Source organism: Streptomyces sp. NPDC060000 (assembly GCF_042737375.1).
Taxonomy (GTDB): Bacteria; Actinomycetota; Actinomycetes; order Streptomycetales; family Streptomycetaceae; genus Streptomyces.
Map to the genome: position 1 here is coordinate 105,123 of NZ_JBHWUU010000010.1, position 17,275 is coordinate 122,397.

Annotated in this window: 14 protein-coding genes and 1 pseudogene; 4 read left to right on the top strand and 11 right to left on the bottom strand. The window is 69.4% G+C overall.

Features of this window, described 5'->3' with window-relative positions; genetic code table 11:
- Window positions 1-89: 89 nt before the first annotated feature.
- Window positions 90-161 (top strand): annotated as a pseudogene (locus tag ACFWBB_RS08370) (DUF2191 domain-containing protein); the annotation flags it as partial.
- Window positions 162-421: 260 nt separating this feature from the next.
- On the opposite strand, the gene ACFWBB_RS08375 reads toward ACFWBB_RS08370, so the two are convergent.
- Window positions 422-751, bottom strand: a complete 330-nt coding sequence (locus ACFWBB_RS08375; RefSeq protein ID WP_385268423.1) for a hypothetical protein — start codon at window positions 749-751, stop codon at window positions 422-424.
- 238 nt (window positions 752-989) lie between these two features.
- Between ACFWBB_RS08375 and ACFWBB_RS08380 the strand changes: the two genes are divergently transcribed.
- Complete coding sequence (locus ACFWBB_RS08380) at window positions 990-2,108, top strand: glycerate kinase (protein ID WP_385268492.1); 1,119 nt, start codon at window positions 990-992, stop codon at window positions 2,106-2,108.
- Window positions 2,109-2,127: 19 nt separating this feature from the next.
- Here ACFWBB_RS08380 and ACFWBB_RS08385 read toward each other — a convergent pair whose 3' ends face one another.
- From ACFWBB_RS08385 to ACFWBB_RS08430, 10 genes are all read right to left on the bottom strand, one after another.
- Window positions 2,128-3,354: an alpha/beta fold hydrolase gene (locus ACFWBB_RS08385; RefSeq protein ID WP_385268425.1), complete on the bottom strand. Its 1,227-nt coding sequence runs from the start codon at window positions 3,352-3,354 to the stop codon at window positions 2,128-2,130.
- A 204-nt stretch (window positions 3,355-3,558) separates the two neighbouring features.
- Window positions 3,559-4,377 (bottom strand): CDP-diacylglycerol--serine O-phosphatidyltransferase, encoded by an 819-nt coding sequence (gene pssA / locus ACFWBB_RS08390; RefSeq protein WP_385268494.1) that lies wholly within the window; start codon window positions 4,375-4,377, stop codon window positions 3,559-3,561.
- Between the two features lie 22 nt (window positions 4,378-4,399).
- The gene (locus ACFWBB_RS08395; protein WP_383466421.1) at window positions 4,400-5,056 is read right to left on the bottom strand and encodes a phosphatidylserine decarboxylase; all 657 of its coding nucleotides are present in this window, start codon (window positions 5,054-5,056) and stop codon (window positions 4,400-4,402) included.
- 169 nt (window positions 5,057-5,225) lie between these two features.
- Complete coding sequence (locus ACFWBB_RS08400; protein ID WP_385268427.1) at window positions 5,226-6,431, bottom strand: acyl-CoA dehydrogenase family protein; 1,206 nt, start codon at window positions 6,429-6,431, stop codon at window positions 5,226-5,228.
- A 2-nt stretch (window positions 6,432-6,433) separates the two neighbouring features.
- Window positions 6,434-6,946: a MaoC family dehydratase gene (locus ACFWBB_RS08405; RefSeq protein ID WP_385268429.1), complete on the bottom strand. Its 513-nt coding sequence runs from the start codon at window positions 6,944-6,946 to the stop codon at window positions 6,434-6,436.
- A gap of 14 nt (window positions 6,947-6,960) precedes the next feature.
- A complete protein-coding gene (locus tag ACFWBB_RS08410) occupies window positions 6,961-7,920 on the bottom strand; it encodes an HpcH/HpaI aldolase/citrate lyase family protein (protein WP_385268431.1) in 960 nt (319 codons plus the stop codon).
- Window positions 7,917-9,965 carry a protein meaA gene (locus ACFWBB_RS08415; protein ID WP_385268433.1) on the bottom strand — a complete coding sequence of 683 codons (2,049 nt, stop codon included), beginning with the start codon at window positions 9,963-9,965 and terminating at the stop codon, window positions 7,917-7,919. The genes ACFWBB_RS08410 and ACFWBB_RS08415 overlap by 4 nt, the downstream gene beginning before the upstream one ends.
- 17 nt (window positions 9,966-9,982) lie before the next feature.
- The gene (gene ccrA / locus ACFWBB_RS08420) at window positions 9,983-11,320 is read right to left on the bottom strand and encodes a crotonyl-CoA carboxylase/reductase (RefSeq protein ID WP_385268496.1); all 1,338 of its coding nucleotides are present in this window, start codon (window positions 11,318-11,320) and stop codon (window positions 9,983-9,985) included.
- A gap of 431 nt (window positions 11,321-11,751) precedes the next feature.
- Window positions 11,752-12,567, bottom strand: coding sequence for a TetR family transcriptional regulator (locus tag ACFWBB_RS08425; protein WP_385268435.1), 816 nt, complete (start codon window positions 12,565-12,567; stop codon window positions 11,752-11,754).
- Window positions 12,568-12,703: 136 nt separating this feature from the next.
- On the bottom strand, window positions 12,704-14,509 hold the full coding sequence (locus tag ACFWBB_RS08430; RefSeq protein ID WP_385268437.1) for a 3-hydroxyacyl-CoA dehydrogenase family protein: 1,806 nt from the start codon (window positions 14,507-14,509) through the stop codon (window positions 12,704-12,706).
- Between the two features lie 569 nt (window positions 14,510-15,078).
- On the opposite strand from ACFWBB_RS08430, the gene ACFWBB_RS08435 reads away from it, so the two are divergent.
- Entirely contained in the window at window positions 15,079-15,654 is a 576-nt protein-coding gene (locus ACFWBB_RS08435) for an adenylosuccinate lyase (protein WP_385268439.1), read from the top strand.
- 399 nt (window positions 15,655-16,053) lie between these two features.
- On the top strand, window positions 16,054-17,181 hold the full coding sequence (locus ACFWBB_RS08440; RefSeq protein ID WP_385268441.1) for a tryptophan dimethylallyltransferase family protein: 1,128 nt from the start codon (window positions 16,054-16,056) through the stop codon (window positions 17,179-17,181).
- Window positions 17,182-17,275: the final 94 nt, after the last annotated feature.

A 17,275-nucleotide genomic window follows, 5' to 3' on the forward strand; every position in this document is an offset into this window, starting at 1 on the left:
ACCACGGGTTCTCGACATCGCCGTCCGGATTATCTTCTGCGGCTTTCCCGGTCCTCTCGGACCTGCCGTGCCGGTGCTACGGTCCCGGCATGGCCAAGGCCGCTGTCTCGCTGGACGCCGAACTCGTCGTCGAGGTCATGGTGCTCACCGGTGTGGGCAACCGTTCCTGAAGACTGAGCGGGAGTGAGTCCGTTCAGCCGCGCGGCCCGAACGCTCCTGGGTGAACTGGTCTCCGGCGTACTCGACCCCGAGGCGACGACACGCATCCTGTACGTGGTCCGGGCCCGGGAGGGCGGTTCCCCGTGCGACCCGGCCAGGTGGGTACGGCCAGAGACGACGGGGAGGCCCTGAACCGTCCTCTGGTGGAGCGGGTGCCCCGCACGCTGACGCCGTACCCGGAGTCCCAGATCGCACAGCCACGTCAACCCAGACGGCCCAGAGCACCGCAAGCCCGGAAGCCGACCAGCACGCGATCGGGCCAATTCGGCCTCGTGCGCACTCCATGGCGAGCAGCTACTACTCCCCAGGACGCCGTCGAACCGGTCGTGCGCGACCACAGCAGCTCTGTCTCCTGCAGCCGGATCGCCTTGGGGTCGTCCGCGCCGAGGACCCCGCCGTCGTACACGTACGCCGCCAGCGGTGGCCGCTCCGGGCCGAGCACCCGGTCCACGGAACCGTCGCCCGCGGAACGCGAGAACCCGTCGGCGGAACGCCTGCGTGCCCCTCGAGCCGGGCCCACGGGTACCCGCACCTGTGCCCCGGGGCCTCCTCGTCCCTGCCATTTCGGGGCCGGCCCCAGCCGACGGGCCTCCAAGGGCCGGCGGCCCCACAGGAGCCGCTCGGGGTTGTTCCAGGAGCCGGGCACCGCATGACGCCGGGGGCGCCATGCGGTTAAGGTCACAGCGGCGCGACTGGCCCTGACGTGCGCGGGGCCCGGCAAGCAAGGGGATGGCAAGGTGACGGACGCTCCAGCGCGGGGCACCCGACGGGTGCTCGTGGCCGCGGACAAGTTCAAGGGCTCGCTGACGGCCGTGGAGGTCGCCGAGCGGGTGACGGCGGGCCTGCGCCGGGTCGTGGCGGACATCGAGGTGGAGGCCCTGCCCGTCGCCGACGGCGGTGACGGGACCGTCGCCGCGGCGGTCGCGGCCGGGTTCGAACGCCGGGAGGTCCGGGTCGCCGGGCCCCTCGGGCAGGAGGTGACCGCCGCGTTCGCAGTACGCGGCGACACCGCGGTCGTGGAGATGGCGGAGGCGAGCGGCCTGCAACGGCTCCCGGCCGGTGTCTTCGCCCCCCTCACGGCGTCGACGTACGGCTCGGGCGAGCTGCTGCGGGCCGCACTGGACGCGGGCGTGCGGACGATCGTGTTCGGGGTCGGCGGCAGCGCCACCACGGACGGCGGCGCGGGCATGCTGTCGGCGCTCGGCGCGCGGTTCCTGGACGTGGACGGCGAGCCGGTGGCCCCGGGTGGCGGCGGCCTCGCGGAGCTGGCCCGCGCCGACCTGTCGGAGCTGGACCCCCGGCTGGCCTCCGTGGCACTGGTCCTGGCCAGCGACGTGGACAACCCGCTGACCGGCCCCAAGGGCGCACCGGCGGTGTACGGGCCGCAGAAGGGCGCCTCGCCGGACGACGTCGAGACGCTGGACGCGGCGCTCGCGCACTACGTGCGGGTGCTGGAGACGGAGGTCGGGTCGAAGGCGGCGGAGTGCGCCGCCGCACCGGGCGCGGGCGCCGCGGGCGGCATCGGCTACGGCGCGCTGCTGATCGGCGCCCGGTTCCGCGCCGGTATCGAGGTCATGCTCGACGTGCTGGGCTTCGCGTCGGCCCTCGAGCGGGCCGAGCTGGTGATCACCGGTGAGGGGTCGCTCGACGAGCAGACCCTGCACGGCAAGGCCCCGGCGGGCGTGGCCGCGGCCGCCCGGGCGGCCGGTAAGGAGGTCGTCGCCGTCTGCGGCCGTCTCGCCCTGCCGCCGGTGTCGCTGGGCCGGGCCGGAATCCGCCGTGCGTATCCGCTGACCGACGTCGAACCGGACATCGGCAAGTGCATCTCGGACGCAGGCCCGATCCTGGAACGGGTCGCGGAACGGATCGGCCGGGACTTCCTGCTGTGAGGCGGGGCCGGTCCCGGCATCAGGGCAGCGGGACCAGTTCGCCGTCCGCGGTCCGGTAGAAGCTGCCGCTGCTGTGGCCCCACACCTTGTTCTTGTTCTGGAGCCAGTGCTTCGAGATCTCGTGCACGACCTCGGCGGCGTGCTCCCACACCACGGAGTGGCCGGCGCCCTCCAGCTGGAACATCAGCTTCTTCGGGCCTTTGACGGCCGCGTAGAGGGCCGGGACGGAGAAGCGCAGGACCGGCGGCACCGGTGACGTCTCCGGGGTGTTGACCGTCCTGTCCAGGTCACCGTGGACGATGACGAGGGGCACCCGGTCACCGAGGACGTAGGTGCCCGGTGGGTTCTGGAACGGCGCGGTCTGGTTGTTCCAGCCCCACCAGTAGGAGTTGCGGTAGCGGTGGATGCCCTCGAAGACGCCCGGTGACAGCTCGTGACCCCACGTGCTGCCGACGGGGTCGTTGGCCATCATCTCGGCCCACGCCCTGTCCACCATGTCGGGATCCCGCTGGAACGGGCTGCCCTGCTCGCGGTCCCACGCGGACTTGAAGACGGCCTTGCTGTTGACGTGCATGGGGAAGCCGAACGTGGCGGCAGGCAGGGACACGGGCAGTGTGGCGGCCTCCGTCGGGCGCCCGAAGGGCTTCGTGGCGTCCTCCGACCACCGCCCCAGTGGGGGATAGATCGGGGCGAGCAGGAACAGGCTCTTGACGTTCTCGGGGTGCTGGAGGGTGTAGGGCCCCATGACCGGCCCGGCCGCGGACCAGCCGATGAAGTCGATCGGGGTGGTCATCCGGGGGCGCGTCTTGATGAAGCCGACCACCGTGGCCAGCTCGGCCCACTCGCTCTGCGAGTTGCCCAGCTGGTGGGGGTACAGGGGTGAGCCCAGGTACGGGGTCGGCAGGGGGTTGGGGGACAGCACGTCCCGCTGCGCGGGGTTGGCGTTGCGGGGTTCGTCCATCTTCGGACGTGGCGACCGTCCGTTGCCCTGGAGGTCCATCAGGAACACGTCGTAGTGATGCGAGGCGAGCTTCTTCGCCCAGCTGTACGCGAGGTCCGGGCCGGGGAGGTCGTACCCGGCGAGCACCGGCACGCTTCTGCCGTGCAGCATCAGCACCGGTGAGCGGGGCTGGTTGCCGTGGGTGCCGTCGTACTCCCGGACGAAGAGGTTCACGGTGTCGCCCTCGTTCGCCGGAATCGTCGAGATGTGCGGGACCAGGTGGTCCACGGGCGCGGGTACGGACATGGTCTTCCTCCATCCATAAGGCGGGACGAATCACCGTCAATACCCCTTTATCCACCCTCCTCTTTGTTCTCACTCACTGCAACTGGCCCGGAGCGAGGAGTAGTTGACCGGTCAAGGGCCAAACGAGGAGGCCCTTGAACGTGAAACGGGTGTGGCCCGAACCTCGTAGGGTTCGGGCCACACCCGGTGACGCGGGGGCGAGGATCAGGGCAGCTGCGCCGCCCGGGCCTCGCGTCGGTTGTCGCGGAAGTTGTTCACCCGGCGGGCCGTGGCGAACAGCGGGATGACCGCGCCCATGACCAGCTGAAGGGCACAGCCGGTCTGGAGCAGCAGCTGACCGCTCGGGGCGTCGAACGCCCAGGCCGCCAGCAGACCCATCGACAGCACGATCCAGGAGAGCATCGCGCCGGCGAGGCGGCCCCGCGGCTTCGGGTACTCGACCCGGCTCACCATCAGCCAGGCGGTGCCCAGGATGGCCATCAGGGTCGCCACGAACGGGAGCTCGAGGAGCACGATCGAGACGACCGTCAGCGCGCCGAACGGCGACGGCATGCCCTGGAAGGTGCCGTCCTTGACGGTGACGCACGAGAATCTCGCGAGCCTCAGCACCACCGCGAGCAGCACCACGATCCCGCCGACCGCCGCGACCCGCTGGTGGGCGTCGTCGGCGACCATGCCGTAGACCAGGACGAAGTACGCCGGGGCCAGACCGAAGCTGACCAGGTCCGAGAGGTTGTCCAGTTCCGCGCCCATCGGGGAGGAGCGCAGCTTGCGTGCGACCAGGCCGTCGAACAGGTCGAACACCGCCGCGCACAGCATCAGGATGACCGCCGTGGCCGCGCTGTGGCGGGCCATGCCGGATTCCTGGCTGCCGGTGAGGTGCGGGATCAGGATGCCCGTGGTGGTGAAGTACACGGCCATGAAGCCGCACGTCGCGTTGCCGAGGGTGAGGGTGTCCGCTATCGACAGACGCAGAGAGAGGGGCATCTCCTCTTCCTCGTCCACCTCGTCGGCCTCGGGCACCCAGCCCGCCTGGGTCTCCGGGTCAATCACGGTCAATGCGAGTCACCCCTGCCACCGTCTTCTGCCCCACCTCGACCGCGACGTCCACGCCCTCGGGCAGGTAGATGTCGACGCGCGAGCCGAAGCGGATCAGGCCGATCCGCTCGCCCTGCTCGACCTTCGTGCCCTCGGGGATGTAGGGGACGATGCGGCGGGCCACGGCTCCGGCGATCTGGATCATCTCGATGTCACCGAGCTCGGTGTCGAAGTGCCAGACGACGCGCTCGTTGTTCTCGCTCTCCTTGTTGAACGCCGGCACGAACCCGCCGGGGATGTGCTCGACCGACGTCACGGTGCCGGCCAGCGGCGCGCGGTTGACGTGGACGTTGAGCGGGCTCATGAAGATCGCGACCCGGGTGCGTCCGTCCTTCCACGGCATGATGCTCTGCACCACACCGTCGGCGGGGGAGATGACCCGGCCCGAGGCGATCTCGCGCTCGGGGTCGCGGAAGAACCACAGCATGCCCGCCGCGAGAGCGGTGGCGGGCACGGCGACGGCCTTGGCGGCACCCGAGCGGCGGGCGCGCAGCAGGCTGACGGCTGCGGTGGCGACGGTCGGCAGAAGCCACGGCGATGCTCCGCGCGCGAGGCGTGTGCCTACCAGGCTGTCGCGGTGTGCAGAGGTTTGGCTGTGGGGCATGGATGACCTTCGTAGCGGATGATGCCGCGCTTCGACGGGGGACGGCGGCTTTCCGCGATCGTAGCGGTTCGGGGCCACAACTGGGTAAGCAAGGAAGCCGAGTCGACGGCTGGGGGAAGTTCACGGGGTGTGATCTTCTTCTCGAAGAAAACACCCCCAACCCGGACAATCAGCCTTGGAGCCGATACTCCTCGAGCAACCTGCGCCCGATGATCATTTTCTGGATTTCTGCGGTGCCTTCACCGATCAGCAGCATCGGGGCCTCGCGGTAGAGGCGCTCGATCTCGTACTCCTTGGAGAAGCCGTACCCGCCGTGGATCCGGAACGCATCTTCCACGACCTCCTTGCAGTACTCGGAGGCGAGGTACTTCGCCATCCCGGCCTCGAGGTCGTTTCGCTCCCCGGAGTCCTTTTTGCGTGCGGCGTTCACCATCATGGCATGGGCGGCCTCGACCTTGGTAGCCATCTCGGCGAGCTTGAACTGAATCGCCTGGTGCTGGGCGATCGGCTTGCCGAACGTGTGGCGCTGCTGGGCGTACTCGACGCCGAGTTCGAAGGCACGCTGGGCGACGCCACAGCCACGGGCCGCTACGTTGACCCGCCCAACCTCGACTCCGTCCATCATTTGGTAAAAACCTCGGCCGGTGACCCCGCCGAGCACCCGATCGGCGGGAAGGCGCAGGCCATCCATGATCAGCTCGGTGGTGTCCACCCCCTTGTAGCCCATCTTGTCGATCTTGCCCGGGATGGTCAGACCGGGCAGGACCTGACCGAAGCCGGGCTCCTTCTCGATCAGGAAGGTCGTCATCGACTTGTGGGGGGCGGTGCCCTCGGGGTGTCCTTCGTCACTCTTGACCAGAACAGCCACCAGCGACGACGTGCCGCCGTTCGTCAGCCACATCTTCTGACCGTTGAGGACGTACTCGTCGCCGTCCTTCACCGCCTTCGACGTGATCGCGGACACGTCCGAGCCGAGGGCCGGCTCCGACATGGAGAAGGCGCCGCGGATGTCGCCGGCCGCCATTCTCGGCAGATAGTGGTCCTTCTGCTCCTGCGTGCCGTGCTGCTTGAGCATGTACGCCACGATGAAGTGCGTGTTGATGATGCCGGAGACCGACATCCAGCCGCGGGCGATCTCCTCGACGCAGAGGGCGTACGTCAGGAGCGACTCGCCCAGACCGCCGTACTCCTCGGGGATCATCAGGCCGAACAGGCCCAACTCCTTGAGGCCGTCGACGATCGCTTGCGGGTACTCGTCGCGGTGCTCCAGCCCGGTCGCGACCGGGATGATCTCCTTGTCCACGAAGTCGCGGACGGTGGCGAGGATCTCCTGCTGGATGTCGGTCAGACCGGCGGTCCGGGCGAGACGTGCCATGGCTACTTCTCCTGCTCCTTCAGCTGGGGCCGGCCGGGCTGCTCGCCGCCGCGCTCCTTGATGTACGTCTCGGTCGGCACCATCACCTTGCGGCGGAACACGCAGACCAGCGTGCCGTCCTGCTTGTAGCCCTTGGTCTCGACGTAGACGATCCCGCGGTCGTTCTTCGACTTCGACGGCCACTTGTCGAGCACGGTCGTCTGCCCGTAGATCGTGTCACCGTGGAAGGTCGGCGCCACGTGCTTGAGCGACTCGATCTCCAGGTTGGCGATCGCCTTGCCGGAGACGTCCGGCACGGACATGCCGAGCAGCAGGGAGTAGATGTAGTTGCCCACGACGACGTTCTTGCCGAAGTCGGTCGTCTGCTCCGCGTAGTTGGTGTCCATGTGGAGCGGGTGGTGGTTCATGGTGAGGAGACAGAACAGGTGGTCGTCGTACTCCGTGACCGTCTTGCCGGGCCAGTGCTTGTACGTCGCCCCGACCTCGAACTCCTCGTAGGTGCGTCCGAACTGCATCGCGTCAGGGCTCCTTAGTCGACAGGGATCTCGAACTTGCCGGTGCGCTGCATGCCGGCGGCGCGTCCCTTGCCCGAGATGACCAGGGCCATCTTGCGGCTGGCCTCGTCGATCATCTCGTCGCCGAGCATCGCCGAGCCCTTCTTGCCGCCCGCCTCGGACGTGTAGTAGTCGTACGCGTCGAGGATCAGCTCGGCGTGGTCGTAGTCCTCCTGCGACGGCGAGAAGATCTCGTTGGACGCCTCGACCTGGCCCGGGTGCAGCACCCACTTGCCGTCGAAACCGAGGGCCGCGGCGCGTCCGGCGACCTCGCGGTAGCCGTCGACGTTGCGGATCTGCAGATAGGGGCCGTCGATCGCCTGGAGGTCGTTGGCGCGGGCGGCCATCAGGATCTTCATCAGGATGTAGTGGTAGGCGTCCGCCGGGTAGCCGGGCGGCTGCTCGCCCACGACCAGCGACTTCATGTTGATCGACGCCATGAAGTCGGCCGGGCCGAAGATGATCGTCTCGATGCGCGGGGAGGCCTGCGCGATCTCGTTGACGTTGTTCAGGCCCTGCGCGTTCTCGATCTGCGCCTCGATGCCGATTTTGCCGACCTCGAAGCCCATGGTCTTCTCGATCTGCGTCAGGAGCAGGTCGAGCGCGACGATCTGCTGGGCGCTCTGCACCTTCGGCAGCATGATGCAGTCGAGGTTGGGGCCGGCGCCCTCGACCACCGTCACGACGTCGCGGTACGTCCACTCGGTCGTCCAGTCGTTGACCCGGACCACCCGCGTCTTGCCCGTCCAGTCGCCCTCGTTGAGGAACTTGACGATGGTGTGCCGCGCCTCGGGCTTGGCGAGCGGCGCGCACGCGTCCTCGAGGTCGAGGAAGACCTGGTCCGCCGGGAGGCCCTGCGCCTTCTCGAGGAAGCGGGGATTGCTGCCCGGAACGGCGAGACACGAGCGCCGCGGACGCAGACGGTTGACGGTCATGCGGGGACCTCCAGGGGGTCGAGCTTGTTCGCTTTCCGGATCTCGTCGACGATGCGGCCGATGATTCCGGTGATGTCGAAGTCCTTCGGGGTGAAGACCGCGGCCACGCCGGCAGCCCTGAGCTGTTCGGCGTCTCCATTCGGGATGATGCCACCGGCGATCACCGGGATGTCTGTGGCACCGGCCACACGGAGCCGTTCGAGGACGTCCGGCACCAGCTGGGCGTGCGAGCCGGAGAGGATGGACAGGCCCACGGCGTGCACGTCCTCCTCCAGCGCGGCGTCCACGATCTGCTCGGGCGTCAGCCGGATGCCCTGGTAGACCACCTCGAAGCCGGCGTCACGCGCGCGTACGGCTATCTGCTCGGCGCCGTTGGAGTGCCCGTCCAGGCCCGGCTTGCCGACCAGGAAGCGCAGCTTGCCCACGCCCATGTCCTTCGCGGTGGTGTCGACCCTGCGGCGGACGTCGGCCATGGCCGAGCCCTCCTCCGCCGGCACCGCCACCGGCGCCGACGAGACCCCGGTCGGGGCGCGGAACTCGCCGAACACCTCACGCAGCGCCCCGGACCACTCGCCGGTCGTGACCCCGGCTCGGGCGCACTCCAGGGTGGCCTCCATGAGGTTGGCGGTGCCCTTGGCGGCCTCCTTCAGCTTCTCCAGCGCCTTGCAGGGACGCGGGTGGTTGAAGGGCGGCTGGTAGCGGGTGTCGCGCCAGTTCTGCAGGGAGGCGATGACGCGGGCCTCGACGGCCGGATCGACCGTCTGGATGGCCGTGTCGAGATCCGCGGTCAGCGGGTTGGGCTCGGTCGTCTGGAAGATGTTGACACCGATGATCTTCTCCTGCCCGGACTCGATCCGGGCCCTGCGCTCGGCGTGCGAGGAGACGAGCTGGGACTTGAGGTAGCCGGACTCGACGGCGGCCATCGCGCCGCCCATCCCGTCGATCCGCTCGATCTCGGCGAGGGACTCCTCGACCAGCTCGGCGACCTTGGCCTCGATGACGTGCGAGCCCTCGAAGATGTCCTCGTACTCCAGCAGATCGCTCTCCAGGGCGAGAACCTGCTGGATGCGCAGCGACCACTGCTGGTCCCAGGGCCGGGGCAGCCCCAGCGCCTCGTTCCAGGCCGGCAGCTGCACGGCACGCGCGCGTGCGTCCTTCGACAGCGTCACGGCGAGCATCTCGAGGACGATCCGCTGGACGTTGTTCTCCGGCTGCGCCTCCGTCAGGCCCAGGGAGTTGACCTGGACGCCGTAGCGGAAGCGGCGCTGCTTGGCGTCCTGGATGCCGTAGCGCTCGCGGGTGACCTTGTCCCAGATGCGGCCGAAGGCGCGCATCTTGCACATCTCCTCGACGAAGCGGACGCCCGCGTTCACGAAGAAGGAGATACGGGCGACGACATCGCCGAACTTCTCGGCCGGCACCTGCCCGGAGTCACGGACGGCGTCCAGCACGGCGATCGCCGTGGACATCGCGTACGCGATCTCCTGGACCGGCGTGGCCCCCGCCTCCTGCAGGTGGTAGCTGCAGATGTTGATCGGGTTCCACTTCGGGATGTGGGAGACCGTGTACGCGATCATGTCCGTCGTCAGACGGAGCGAGGGCCCCGGCGGGAACACGTGGGTGCCCCGGGACAGGTACTCCTTGACGATGTCGTTCTGGGTCGTGCCCTGGAGCCGGGTGATGTCCGCGCCCTGCTCCTCGGCGACGACCTGATAGAGCGCCAGCAGCCACATGGCGGTGGCGTTGATCGTCATCGAGGTGTTCATCTGGTCCAGGGGGATGTCCTGGAACAGCCTGCGCATGTCACCGAGATGGGCCACCGGCACGCCGACCCGGCCGACCTCGCCGCGGGCGAGGACGTGGTCGGAGTCGTAGCCGGTCTGGGTGGGCAGGTCGAACGCGACCGACAGACCCGTCTGGCCCTTGGCGAGGTTGCGCCGGTACAGCTCGTTGGACGCCTCTGCCGTGGAGTGACCGGCGTACGTGCGCATGAGCCACGGCCGGTCCTTCTCCCGCTTTCCTGCGGCGGACTGACGCTCAGTCATCTATGACCTCGGGTGTCTCAGATGTTGCGGAAGCGGTTGATGGCGTCGATGTGCTGGGCGCGCTTCTCCTCGTCGCGCACGCCCAGACCCTCCTCGGGAGCCAGCGCGAGGACGCCGACCTTGCCCTGGTGGAGGTTGCGGTGCACGTCGTACGCGGCCTGGCCGGTCTCCTCCAGGGAGTAGACCTTCGACAGGGTCGGGTGGATCTTGCCCTTCGCGACCAGCCGGTTGGCCTCCCAGGCCTCGCGGTAGTTGGCGAAGTGCGAGCCGATGATCCGCTTCAGGGACATCCACAGGTAGCGGTTGTCGTACTCGTGCATGTAGCCGGAGGTCGAGGCGCAGGTGGTGATGGTGCCGCCCTTGCGGGTGACGTAGACCGAGGCGCCGAAGGTCTCGCGACCCGGGTGCTCGAAGACGATGTCGATGTCCTCGCCGCCGGTGAACTCGCGGATGCGCTTGCCGAAGCGCTTCCACTCCTTCGGGTCCTGGGTCCGCTCGTCCTTCCAGAACTTGTAGCCGTCGGCGTTGCGGTCGATGACCGCCTCGGCGCCCATGGCCCGGCAGATGTCGGCCTTCTCGGGGGAGGAGACGACACAGATCGGGTTGGCGCCGCCGGCCAGCGCGAACTGCGTGGCGTAGCTGCCGAGACCGCCGCTGGCACCCCAGATCAGGACGTTGTCGCCCTGCTTCATGCCGGCGCCGTTGCGGGAGACCAGCTGCCGGTACGCGGTCGAGTTGACGAGGCCGGGGGCCGCCGCCTCCTCCCACGACAGGTGGTCCGGCTTCGGCATCAGCTGGTTGGACTTGACCAGGGCGATCTCCGCGAGGCCGCCGAAGTTGGTCTCGAAGCCCCAGATGCGCTGCTCGGGGTCGAGCATCGTGTCGTTGTGGCCGTCCGAGGACTCCAGCTCGACGGACAGACAGTGCGCGACGACCTCGTCGCCCGGCTTCCAGGCGTTGACGCCCGGGCCGGTGCGCAGCACGACGCCCGCGAGGTCGGAACCGATGATGTGGTACGGCAGGTCGTGCCGCTTGGTCAGCTCGCTGAGCCTGCCGTAGCGCTCCAGGAAGGAGAACGTCGACACCGGCTCGAAGATCGAGGTCCACACCGAGTTGTAGTTGACCGAGGAGGCCATGACGGCCACCAGGGCCTCGCCAGGCCCGAGCTCGGGCACTGCCACCTCGTCCAGGTGGATCGACTTGCGCGGGTCCTTGTCACGGGTCTCCAGGCCCGCGAACATCTCCGTCTCGTCCTTGTGCACGGTGATCGCGCGGTACGACTCGGGGAGCGGCAGATTGGCGAAGTCGTCCGGCGTCGATTCCGGCGACTGGATCGCGTCCAGGATGTCCTTCACGGTCACGGTGTTGCCTCCGGCGAAGAAGCGCCCTGAGGGCGGGGCGCTGAGGGTTACGTCGGTGCTGCTGAGGGTTTTGGGAGAAGTGCCGTCGGTTCGGCGGTGGTGCTGTTCGGCAGCGCTTTGTGGCGCGGGAGGTTGCCTGTGACGCAGGCGTCCGGGCGCGCAAACCGTGAGCTTGCGGGGACAGCCGACGTACGAATGGTCTCTGCACGCCGGCCGCCCGGACACCTTCAACGTATGACACCGCGTGTCACCCCGCAAGGCACTGAGTGCCAGAACTTGGTCTCAGCTGAAATCTTTACGTAACACATGAGCGATGATCGATCGAACGGCCTCTGGAATCTGCGCGAAAAGGGCCTCTGACATGCCAAAACGGCCACCCGGTGGGGTGGCCGTCGTCACAGCGTGGAGGGGCTTTCGAGCGGTGCTCAGCGCTCCTTGAGGGCCTGCTCGATGGTGCGCATGACCTCGTCCAGCGAGGCGTCGGTCCGGGCGACCGTCACCAGGACCTCGCCCTGCGTGGAGACCGCCGCCGACGCCTGCCGGGGCGCGTCCGCGCTGCTGCGGCCGGCTCCGATGCCCGTCCCGAACGTCTTGTGCACGATCGCGAAAGCATGGTCGAGCTGGGTCTCGACATCGCCCTGGCCGCCGGCCCTGAGCCAGCGCCGCAGCACGTGGTTGTGGGCGGTGACCACGGCGGACGCGGCGACCTCGGCGAGCAGCGGGTCGTCGTTGGCGTCGTCGTCGTGCGCGTGCTCGTCGAAGTGACCGAGGAGGTAGCGGGTGAACAGGCGCTCGTAGCGGGCCACCGACGCGATCTCCGCCTCACGCAGGGTGGGCACCTCGCGCGTCAGCTTGTAGCGGGCGACCGAGATCTCCGGCCGGGCCGCGTACATCGTCATGACCTCCTTGATGCCGCGGCACACCGTGTCGAGCGGATGCTCGTGCGCCGGGGCCGCGTTGAGCACGGCCTCCGCCCGGGTCAGGGTGTCGTCGTGGTCGGGGAAGATCGCCTCTTCCTTGGAGCGGAAGTGACGGAAGAACGTGCGGCGGGCGACCCCGGCCGCGGCCGCGATCTCGTCGACGGTGGTCGCCTCGTACCCCTTGGTCGCGAACAGCTCCATCGCCGCGGCCGCCAGTTCTCGGCGCATCTTGAGTCGCTGGGCGGCCGCGCGGCTGCCCGCGGCACTCTCCGGCGCGTCGGGCGTGGCTGGTGTACGTGAGGACCTGGCGGGCTGGGGCATGACCCGAACGTACTGCATGTGCGCAGCTCGGTGCGCCTGTCCGGGGTTTCCCCCGCCCGGGACGAGCGGGGGCCCGCCGGTGGGGGCGAGCAGCCCGCCCCAGTCCTCTTCTCCTCGGGACCAGTCGCCGGCGCCGTCAGCGGCGGGCATATTCGCGGAAGCCGCGGCCGGTCTTGCGGCCGAGGCAGCCCGCGGCCACCAGGTGCTCCAGGAGCGGGGCCGGAGCCAGGCCGGGGTCGCGGAACTCGCGGTGCAGGACCTTCTCGATCGCGAGGGAGACGTCGAGTCCGACGACGTCCAGGAGCTCGAAGGGACCCATCGGGTAGCCGCCGCCCAGCTTCATCGCGGCGTCGATGTCGTCCAGCGTCGCGTAGTGCTCCTGCACCATCTTGATCGCGTTGTTGAGGTACGGGAAGAGCAGCGCGTTCACGATGAAGCCGGCGCGGTCCCCGCAGTCGACCGCGTGCTTCTTGATCCGGCCGCACACCTCGCGGACCGTCGCGTGGACGTCGTCGGCCGTCAGCACCGTACGGACGACCTCGACCAGCTTCATCGCCGGCGCCGGGTTGAAGAAGTGCATCCCGATCACGTCCTGCGGGCGCGAGGTGGCGCGGGCGCAGGCGACGACCGGCAGCGAGGAGGTCGTCGTGGCGAGGACGGCGCCGGGCTTGCACACCTTGTCCAGGGTCGCGAACAGCTGCTGCTTGACCTCGAGGTCCTCGGCGACCGCCTCCAGTGCCAGGTCGACGTCGGCGAAGGCGTCGTAGGAGCCGGCCGGGGTGATCCGGTCCAGGATCTGGGCGGCGGCCTCGGCGGTCAGCCGGCCCTTGTCGACGGAGCGGGAGAGCGACTTGCCGATCCGGGCCTTGGCGGTCTGCGCCTTCTCCTCGCTGCGGGCGGCGAGGACGACGTCGTAGCCGGCCTTGGCGAAGACCTCGGCGATGCCGGAGGCCATGGTGCCGGAGCCGGCCACACCGACCGAGGTGACCGGGCGGCCGGAGTCTTCGGTGGCGCCGGAGAGCGGCGTCAGCGCGTCCGGGACGACCGTCGCGCTGCCGGCCGCCTCGTACGTGTAGAAGCCGCGGCCCGACTTCCGGCCGGTCAGTCCCGCCTCGCTGAGCTGCTTGAGGATCGGCGCGGGGGCGTGCAGCCGGTCGTGGGACTCGGCGTACATGGCCTCCAGGACCGTACGGGCCGTGTCGACGCCGATCAGGTCGAGCAGGGCGAGCGGGCCCATCGGCAGACCGCAGCCCAGCCGCATCGCCGCGTCGATGTCCTCGCGGGAGGCGTACCGGGCCTCGTACATCGAGGCGGCCTGGTTGAGGTAGCCGAACAGCAGGCCGTCGGCGACGAAGCCGGGGCGGTCGCCGACCGCGACGGGCTCCTTGCCGAGGTCGAGGGCGAGGTTGGTGACGGCGGTGACCGCGGCGGGCGCGGTCAGCACCGAGGAGACGACCTCGACCAGCTTCATCGCCGGCGCCGGGTTGAAGAAGTGCAGGCCCAACACGCGCTCCGGGCGGGCCGATTCGGCGGCGAGGCGGGTCACGGAGAGCGCGTTGGTCCCGGTGGCGAGGATGGTCTCGGGCCGCACCAGCCCGTCCAGCTCGCGGAAGACCTGCTGCTTGATCTCGTACGACTCGGGCACCACCTCGATGACGAGGTCGGCGTCGGCCGCCGTGCGCAGGTCGGTGGAGACGCGGACGCGGGCCAGCACGGCCGTGCGCTCCTGCTCGGTGAGCCGGCCGCGCTGCACGGCGCGGGCGGTGGAGGCCTCCAGCGCGGCGAGGGACCGCGCGGCCTGGGCCTCGCTGATGTCGATGCCGACCACCTCCCGGCCGGCCTTGGCCAGGACCTCGGTGATGCCGGTGCCCATGGTGCCGAGGCCGACGACGGCGATCGACTGGAGCGGGGACAGAGGGGTGTCGGACAGGGGAGCGGCCATCGCGGGACTCCAGGAATGAGTGACGACTGGGAACGCGCCCGGCGCGCCGAGCGGCCTCTGCGAGACCTGGGCGCACCGGGTGCGGAGAAGGTTGCGGGTGTTGCCGGGCTACGAGCGCACACGCCCGGTTCCGTCGCCGCGGGCGTGCACACGCCCGGAGGACGAACGGAGAGATCCGACCGGCCCTGTCCCGTGGCCGGGTCGTACAGCGGTACACGAGGCACCGAACCGACTTCTTTCGCGGCGACTGCGTCACCAGGCCACCGCGAGGAGGTGCAGCGAGTGGGTAACTCGCTCGTATGAGCTTAACCGGTGGGTAACGAGCACGCCAGCCCTTGTTCCTGTGACGTAGTCCGCATCCGATCCACTCCGATCCATCTCCGATCCGTATTCGCATCCGAGCCGCATCCGATCCGCATTCCGTGATCCGCCACCGATCTGCTCACGGTTCATCCGCGTTTCCGGGCGGGTGCTGCGGGCGGCGCGGGCGGCGCTGTCCTCGGCCCCGGCCGGGCGCCCGATTCTCTCGGCCCGTGCCTGCGCGTCGGCCCAGCCCCTACGCTCGGCACATGGACGAAGAGTTGCGATCGCTCACGGAGCGCTTACGGGCCGAGTCCGGCGCGACGGCGGCGTACGAGCGGTTGGTGCGCACCGCGGACCACGACGAACTGGCGGGCGTGCTCACCGAGTCGGGGCAGCCGCTGTGGGCCCGCGAGCTGGCCGCTTTCCGGCTGGGGCTCGCCGGCGACCGGCGCGCCTTCGAGGCGCTCGTCCTGCTCCTCAACCACCGGGATCCGCCGCGCTGTTCCTCCGCCGCCTACGCGCTGACGCGTCTGGAGGATCCCCGCACCGCCCGCGCCGCGGCCGCCCTGGCCACCAACGAACTTCGGGTGGGCTACGCCCTGCACCCCGTCCGGCTGCTGGTGGAGCTGCGCGCGCCCGAGTCCGTGCCCGCGCTGATCACCACGCTGCGCCGACGACTGCGGCCGCGCGACCCCTACCGGCGGGTGGCCCTCGCGTGCGTGGAGGGGCTGGGCGCGCTGGGTGACGGCCGCGCCCGTCCGGTACTCGAGGACGCCCTGGCCCATCCGGTGCTCGCGGAGGCGGCCGTACACGCGCTGGCGAGGATCCCCGGGCAGCGGTGACGCGTCGGGCCGGCAGGTGCCACCGAGGTGGCGCACCTCGGGCACCGCGACGCCCTCCACCTCGAACCACGCGAGATGTGCGCTTCGTGTGAGCCGTCGCTCCTCGAATTCGCCATGTCGGTATACGCGCGTTGTTCTGCGGTTTTATGCCGCCGCCCATCCGTCACGCAAAGTACATAAAGGCCATTCTGGCGATCTGGTGATGAAATAGATGACAGCTACACCGATCACCCGTGATTCTGAAGGTGGGCGCTTGTCGCCTGTTGGTTCGTGATTCGAATACCTCCACGAGGGGAAGATCGCCTTCCGTCGAAACTGCGATGGCTTGGCGCGGCCGTCGGGTCGCCCAAGTGAGCGCGGACGAGGCCGAATCGGTCCGGCTATGGAGGGTGATGGAGAGTGACCAGTGCGCAACTCCCCGATGAGATATCCGACCTGGGCACGCGTCAGGAACCGCACAAGACGTTCGGGCAGTTCCTGGAAGAGAAGTGGACGGCGGTCTGCCGCGGCCTGGGGGTGGACCAGTGGGAGACGGAGACCGTACTGGAGGACCTGCGGGAAGTGATCCACCCCTGGGGTTCGCGGCCCGTCGGAGAGCGTTGCGATCCGCCCTCGTTCGTCTCGGCGGACGGTTTCCCCGCCGAACTCTCCGTCAGCTGGAAGGGCGGCCGCCCCGAGGTCCGCATCCTGTTCGAGTCGCTCGGCTCCGACCGCACCCCGCTCGGCTGTCAGGAGGCCGGCCGGGAACTGACGCGCCGACTCGCCGGCAGCCCCGGGACGGACATCGCGCGGTACCTGAGTATCGAAGACCTGTTCATCACGTCCGCCCCCGATCGCTACCGGGCGACCCTCTGGCACTCGTTGGCCTGGAGACCGGGAAAGCGGCCCCACTACAAGGTCTACCTCAACCCGCAGGTGCACGGCCTGGACCGCGCGTACGACGTCATGGCGGAAGCCATGCACCGGCTGGGTCTGGCGGACGCCTGGGAGCCGGTGGGGTACCGGAGAGCCGAACTCGCCGATCGTGGTCACGAGTTGGAGCTCATGGCCCTCGATCTGGACGGCGGAAACGCCCCCCGGGTGAAGGTCTACTTCCGGCACCGCCCGATGCCGATGGGTGAGCTGGACACCGTGGCGGCGTTGGCGCAGCGCCACGAGCCGGCCCGGGCAGCCCGGGCGCGTACCGTCATCTACGGGCGGGACGGCGGCACCGTGAGCAACGAGCCGATGACCTGCCTGGCGTTCCGGGAGGACACCTCCGGCCCGGAGGAGGCCAACCTCTATCTGCGACTGCCGGACAACACCGGTTCCGACGCGGAGGCAGCCGTACGCATCGCCCGGCTCATGGAGCTGGAGGGAATCGACCCGCGTCCGCACGCCGAGATCCTGCGGCAGCTGACGGCGGGACTGCCGCCGGACACCGGAGGGCTGCAGGAGCTGTGCAGCTACCGGACGACCTCGCCGGAGATGCCCGCGGACATCGGGGTGTACCTGCGGTTCAGTACGTATGCCGGCCCTGTGGCCTGAGCACCAGGCGAAGCCCCGCCGGTGGGCACACGGAGGCATCGCGTCCGGCCTGTCCGAGGTGGTGGCTCGTCAGCGGCCACGCCAGGAGCGGCGG

Bases quoted from the DNA above. Each gene is read 5' to 3' on its own strand.
- ACFWBB_RS08425 (WP_385268435.1), bottom strand. From the start codon at position 12,567: ATGCCCCAGCCCGCCAGGTCCTCACGTACACCAGCCACGCCCGACGCG.
- ACFWBB_RS08430 (WP_385268437.1), bottom strand. From the start codon at position 14,509: ATGGCCGCTCCCCTGTCCGACACCCCTCTGTCCCCGCTCCAGTCGATC.
- ACFWBB_RS08385 (WP_385268425.1), bottom strand. From the start codon at position 3,354: ATGTCCGTACCCGCGCCCGTGGACCACCTGGTCCCGCACATCTCGACG.
- ACFWBB_RS08400 (WP_385268427.1), bottom strand. From the start codon at position 6,431: ATGGCACGTCTCGCCCGGACCGCCGGTCTGACCGACATCCAGCAGGAG.
- ACFWBB_RS08395 (WP_383466421.1), bottom strand. From the start codon at position 5,056: ATGCCCCACAGCCAAACCTCTGCACACCGCGACAGCCTGGTAGGCACA.
- ACFWBB_RS08415 (WP_385268433.1), bottom strand. From the start codon at position 9,965: ATGACTGAGCGTCAGTCCGCCGCAGGAAAGCGGGAGAAGGACCGGCCG.
- ACFWBB_RS08405 (WP_385268429.1), bottom strand. From the start codon at position 6,946: ATGCAGTTCGGACGCACCTACGAGGAGTTCGAGGTCGGGGCGACGTAC.
- ACFWBB_RS08435 (WP_385268439.1), top strand. From the start codon at position 15,079: ATGGACGAAGAGTTGCGATCGCTCACGGAGCGCTTACGGGCCGAGTCC.
- ACFWBB_RS08410 (WP_385268431.1), bottom strand. From the start codon at position 7,920: ATGACCGTCAACCGTCTGCGTCCGCGGCGCTCGTGTCTCGCCGTTCCG.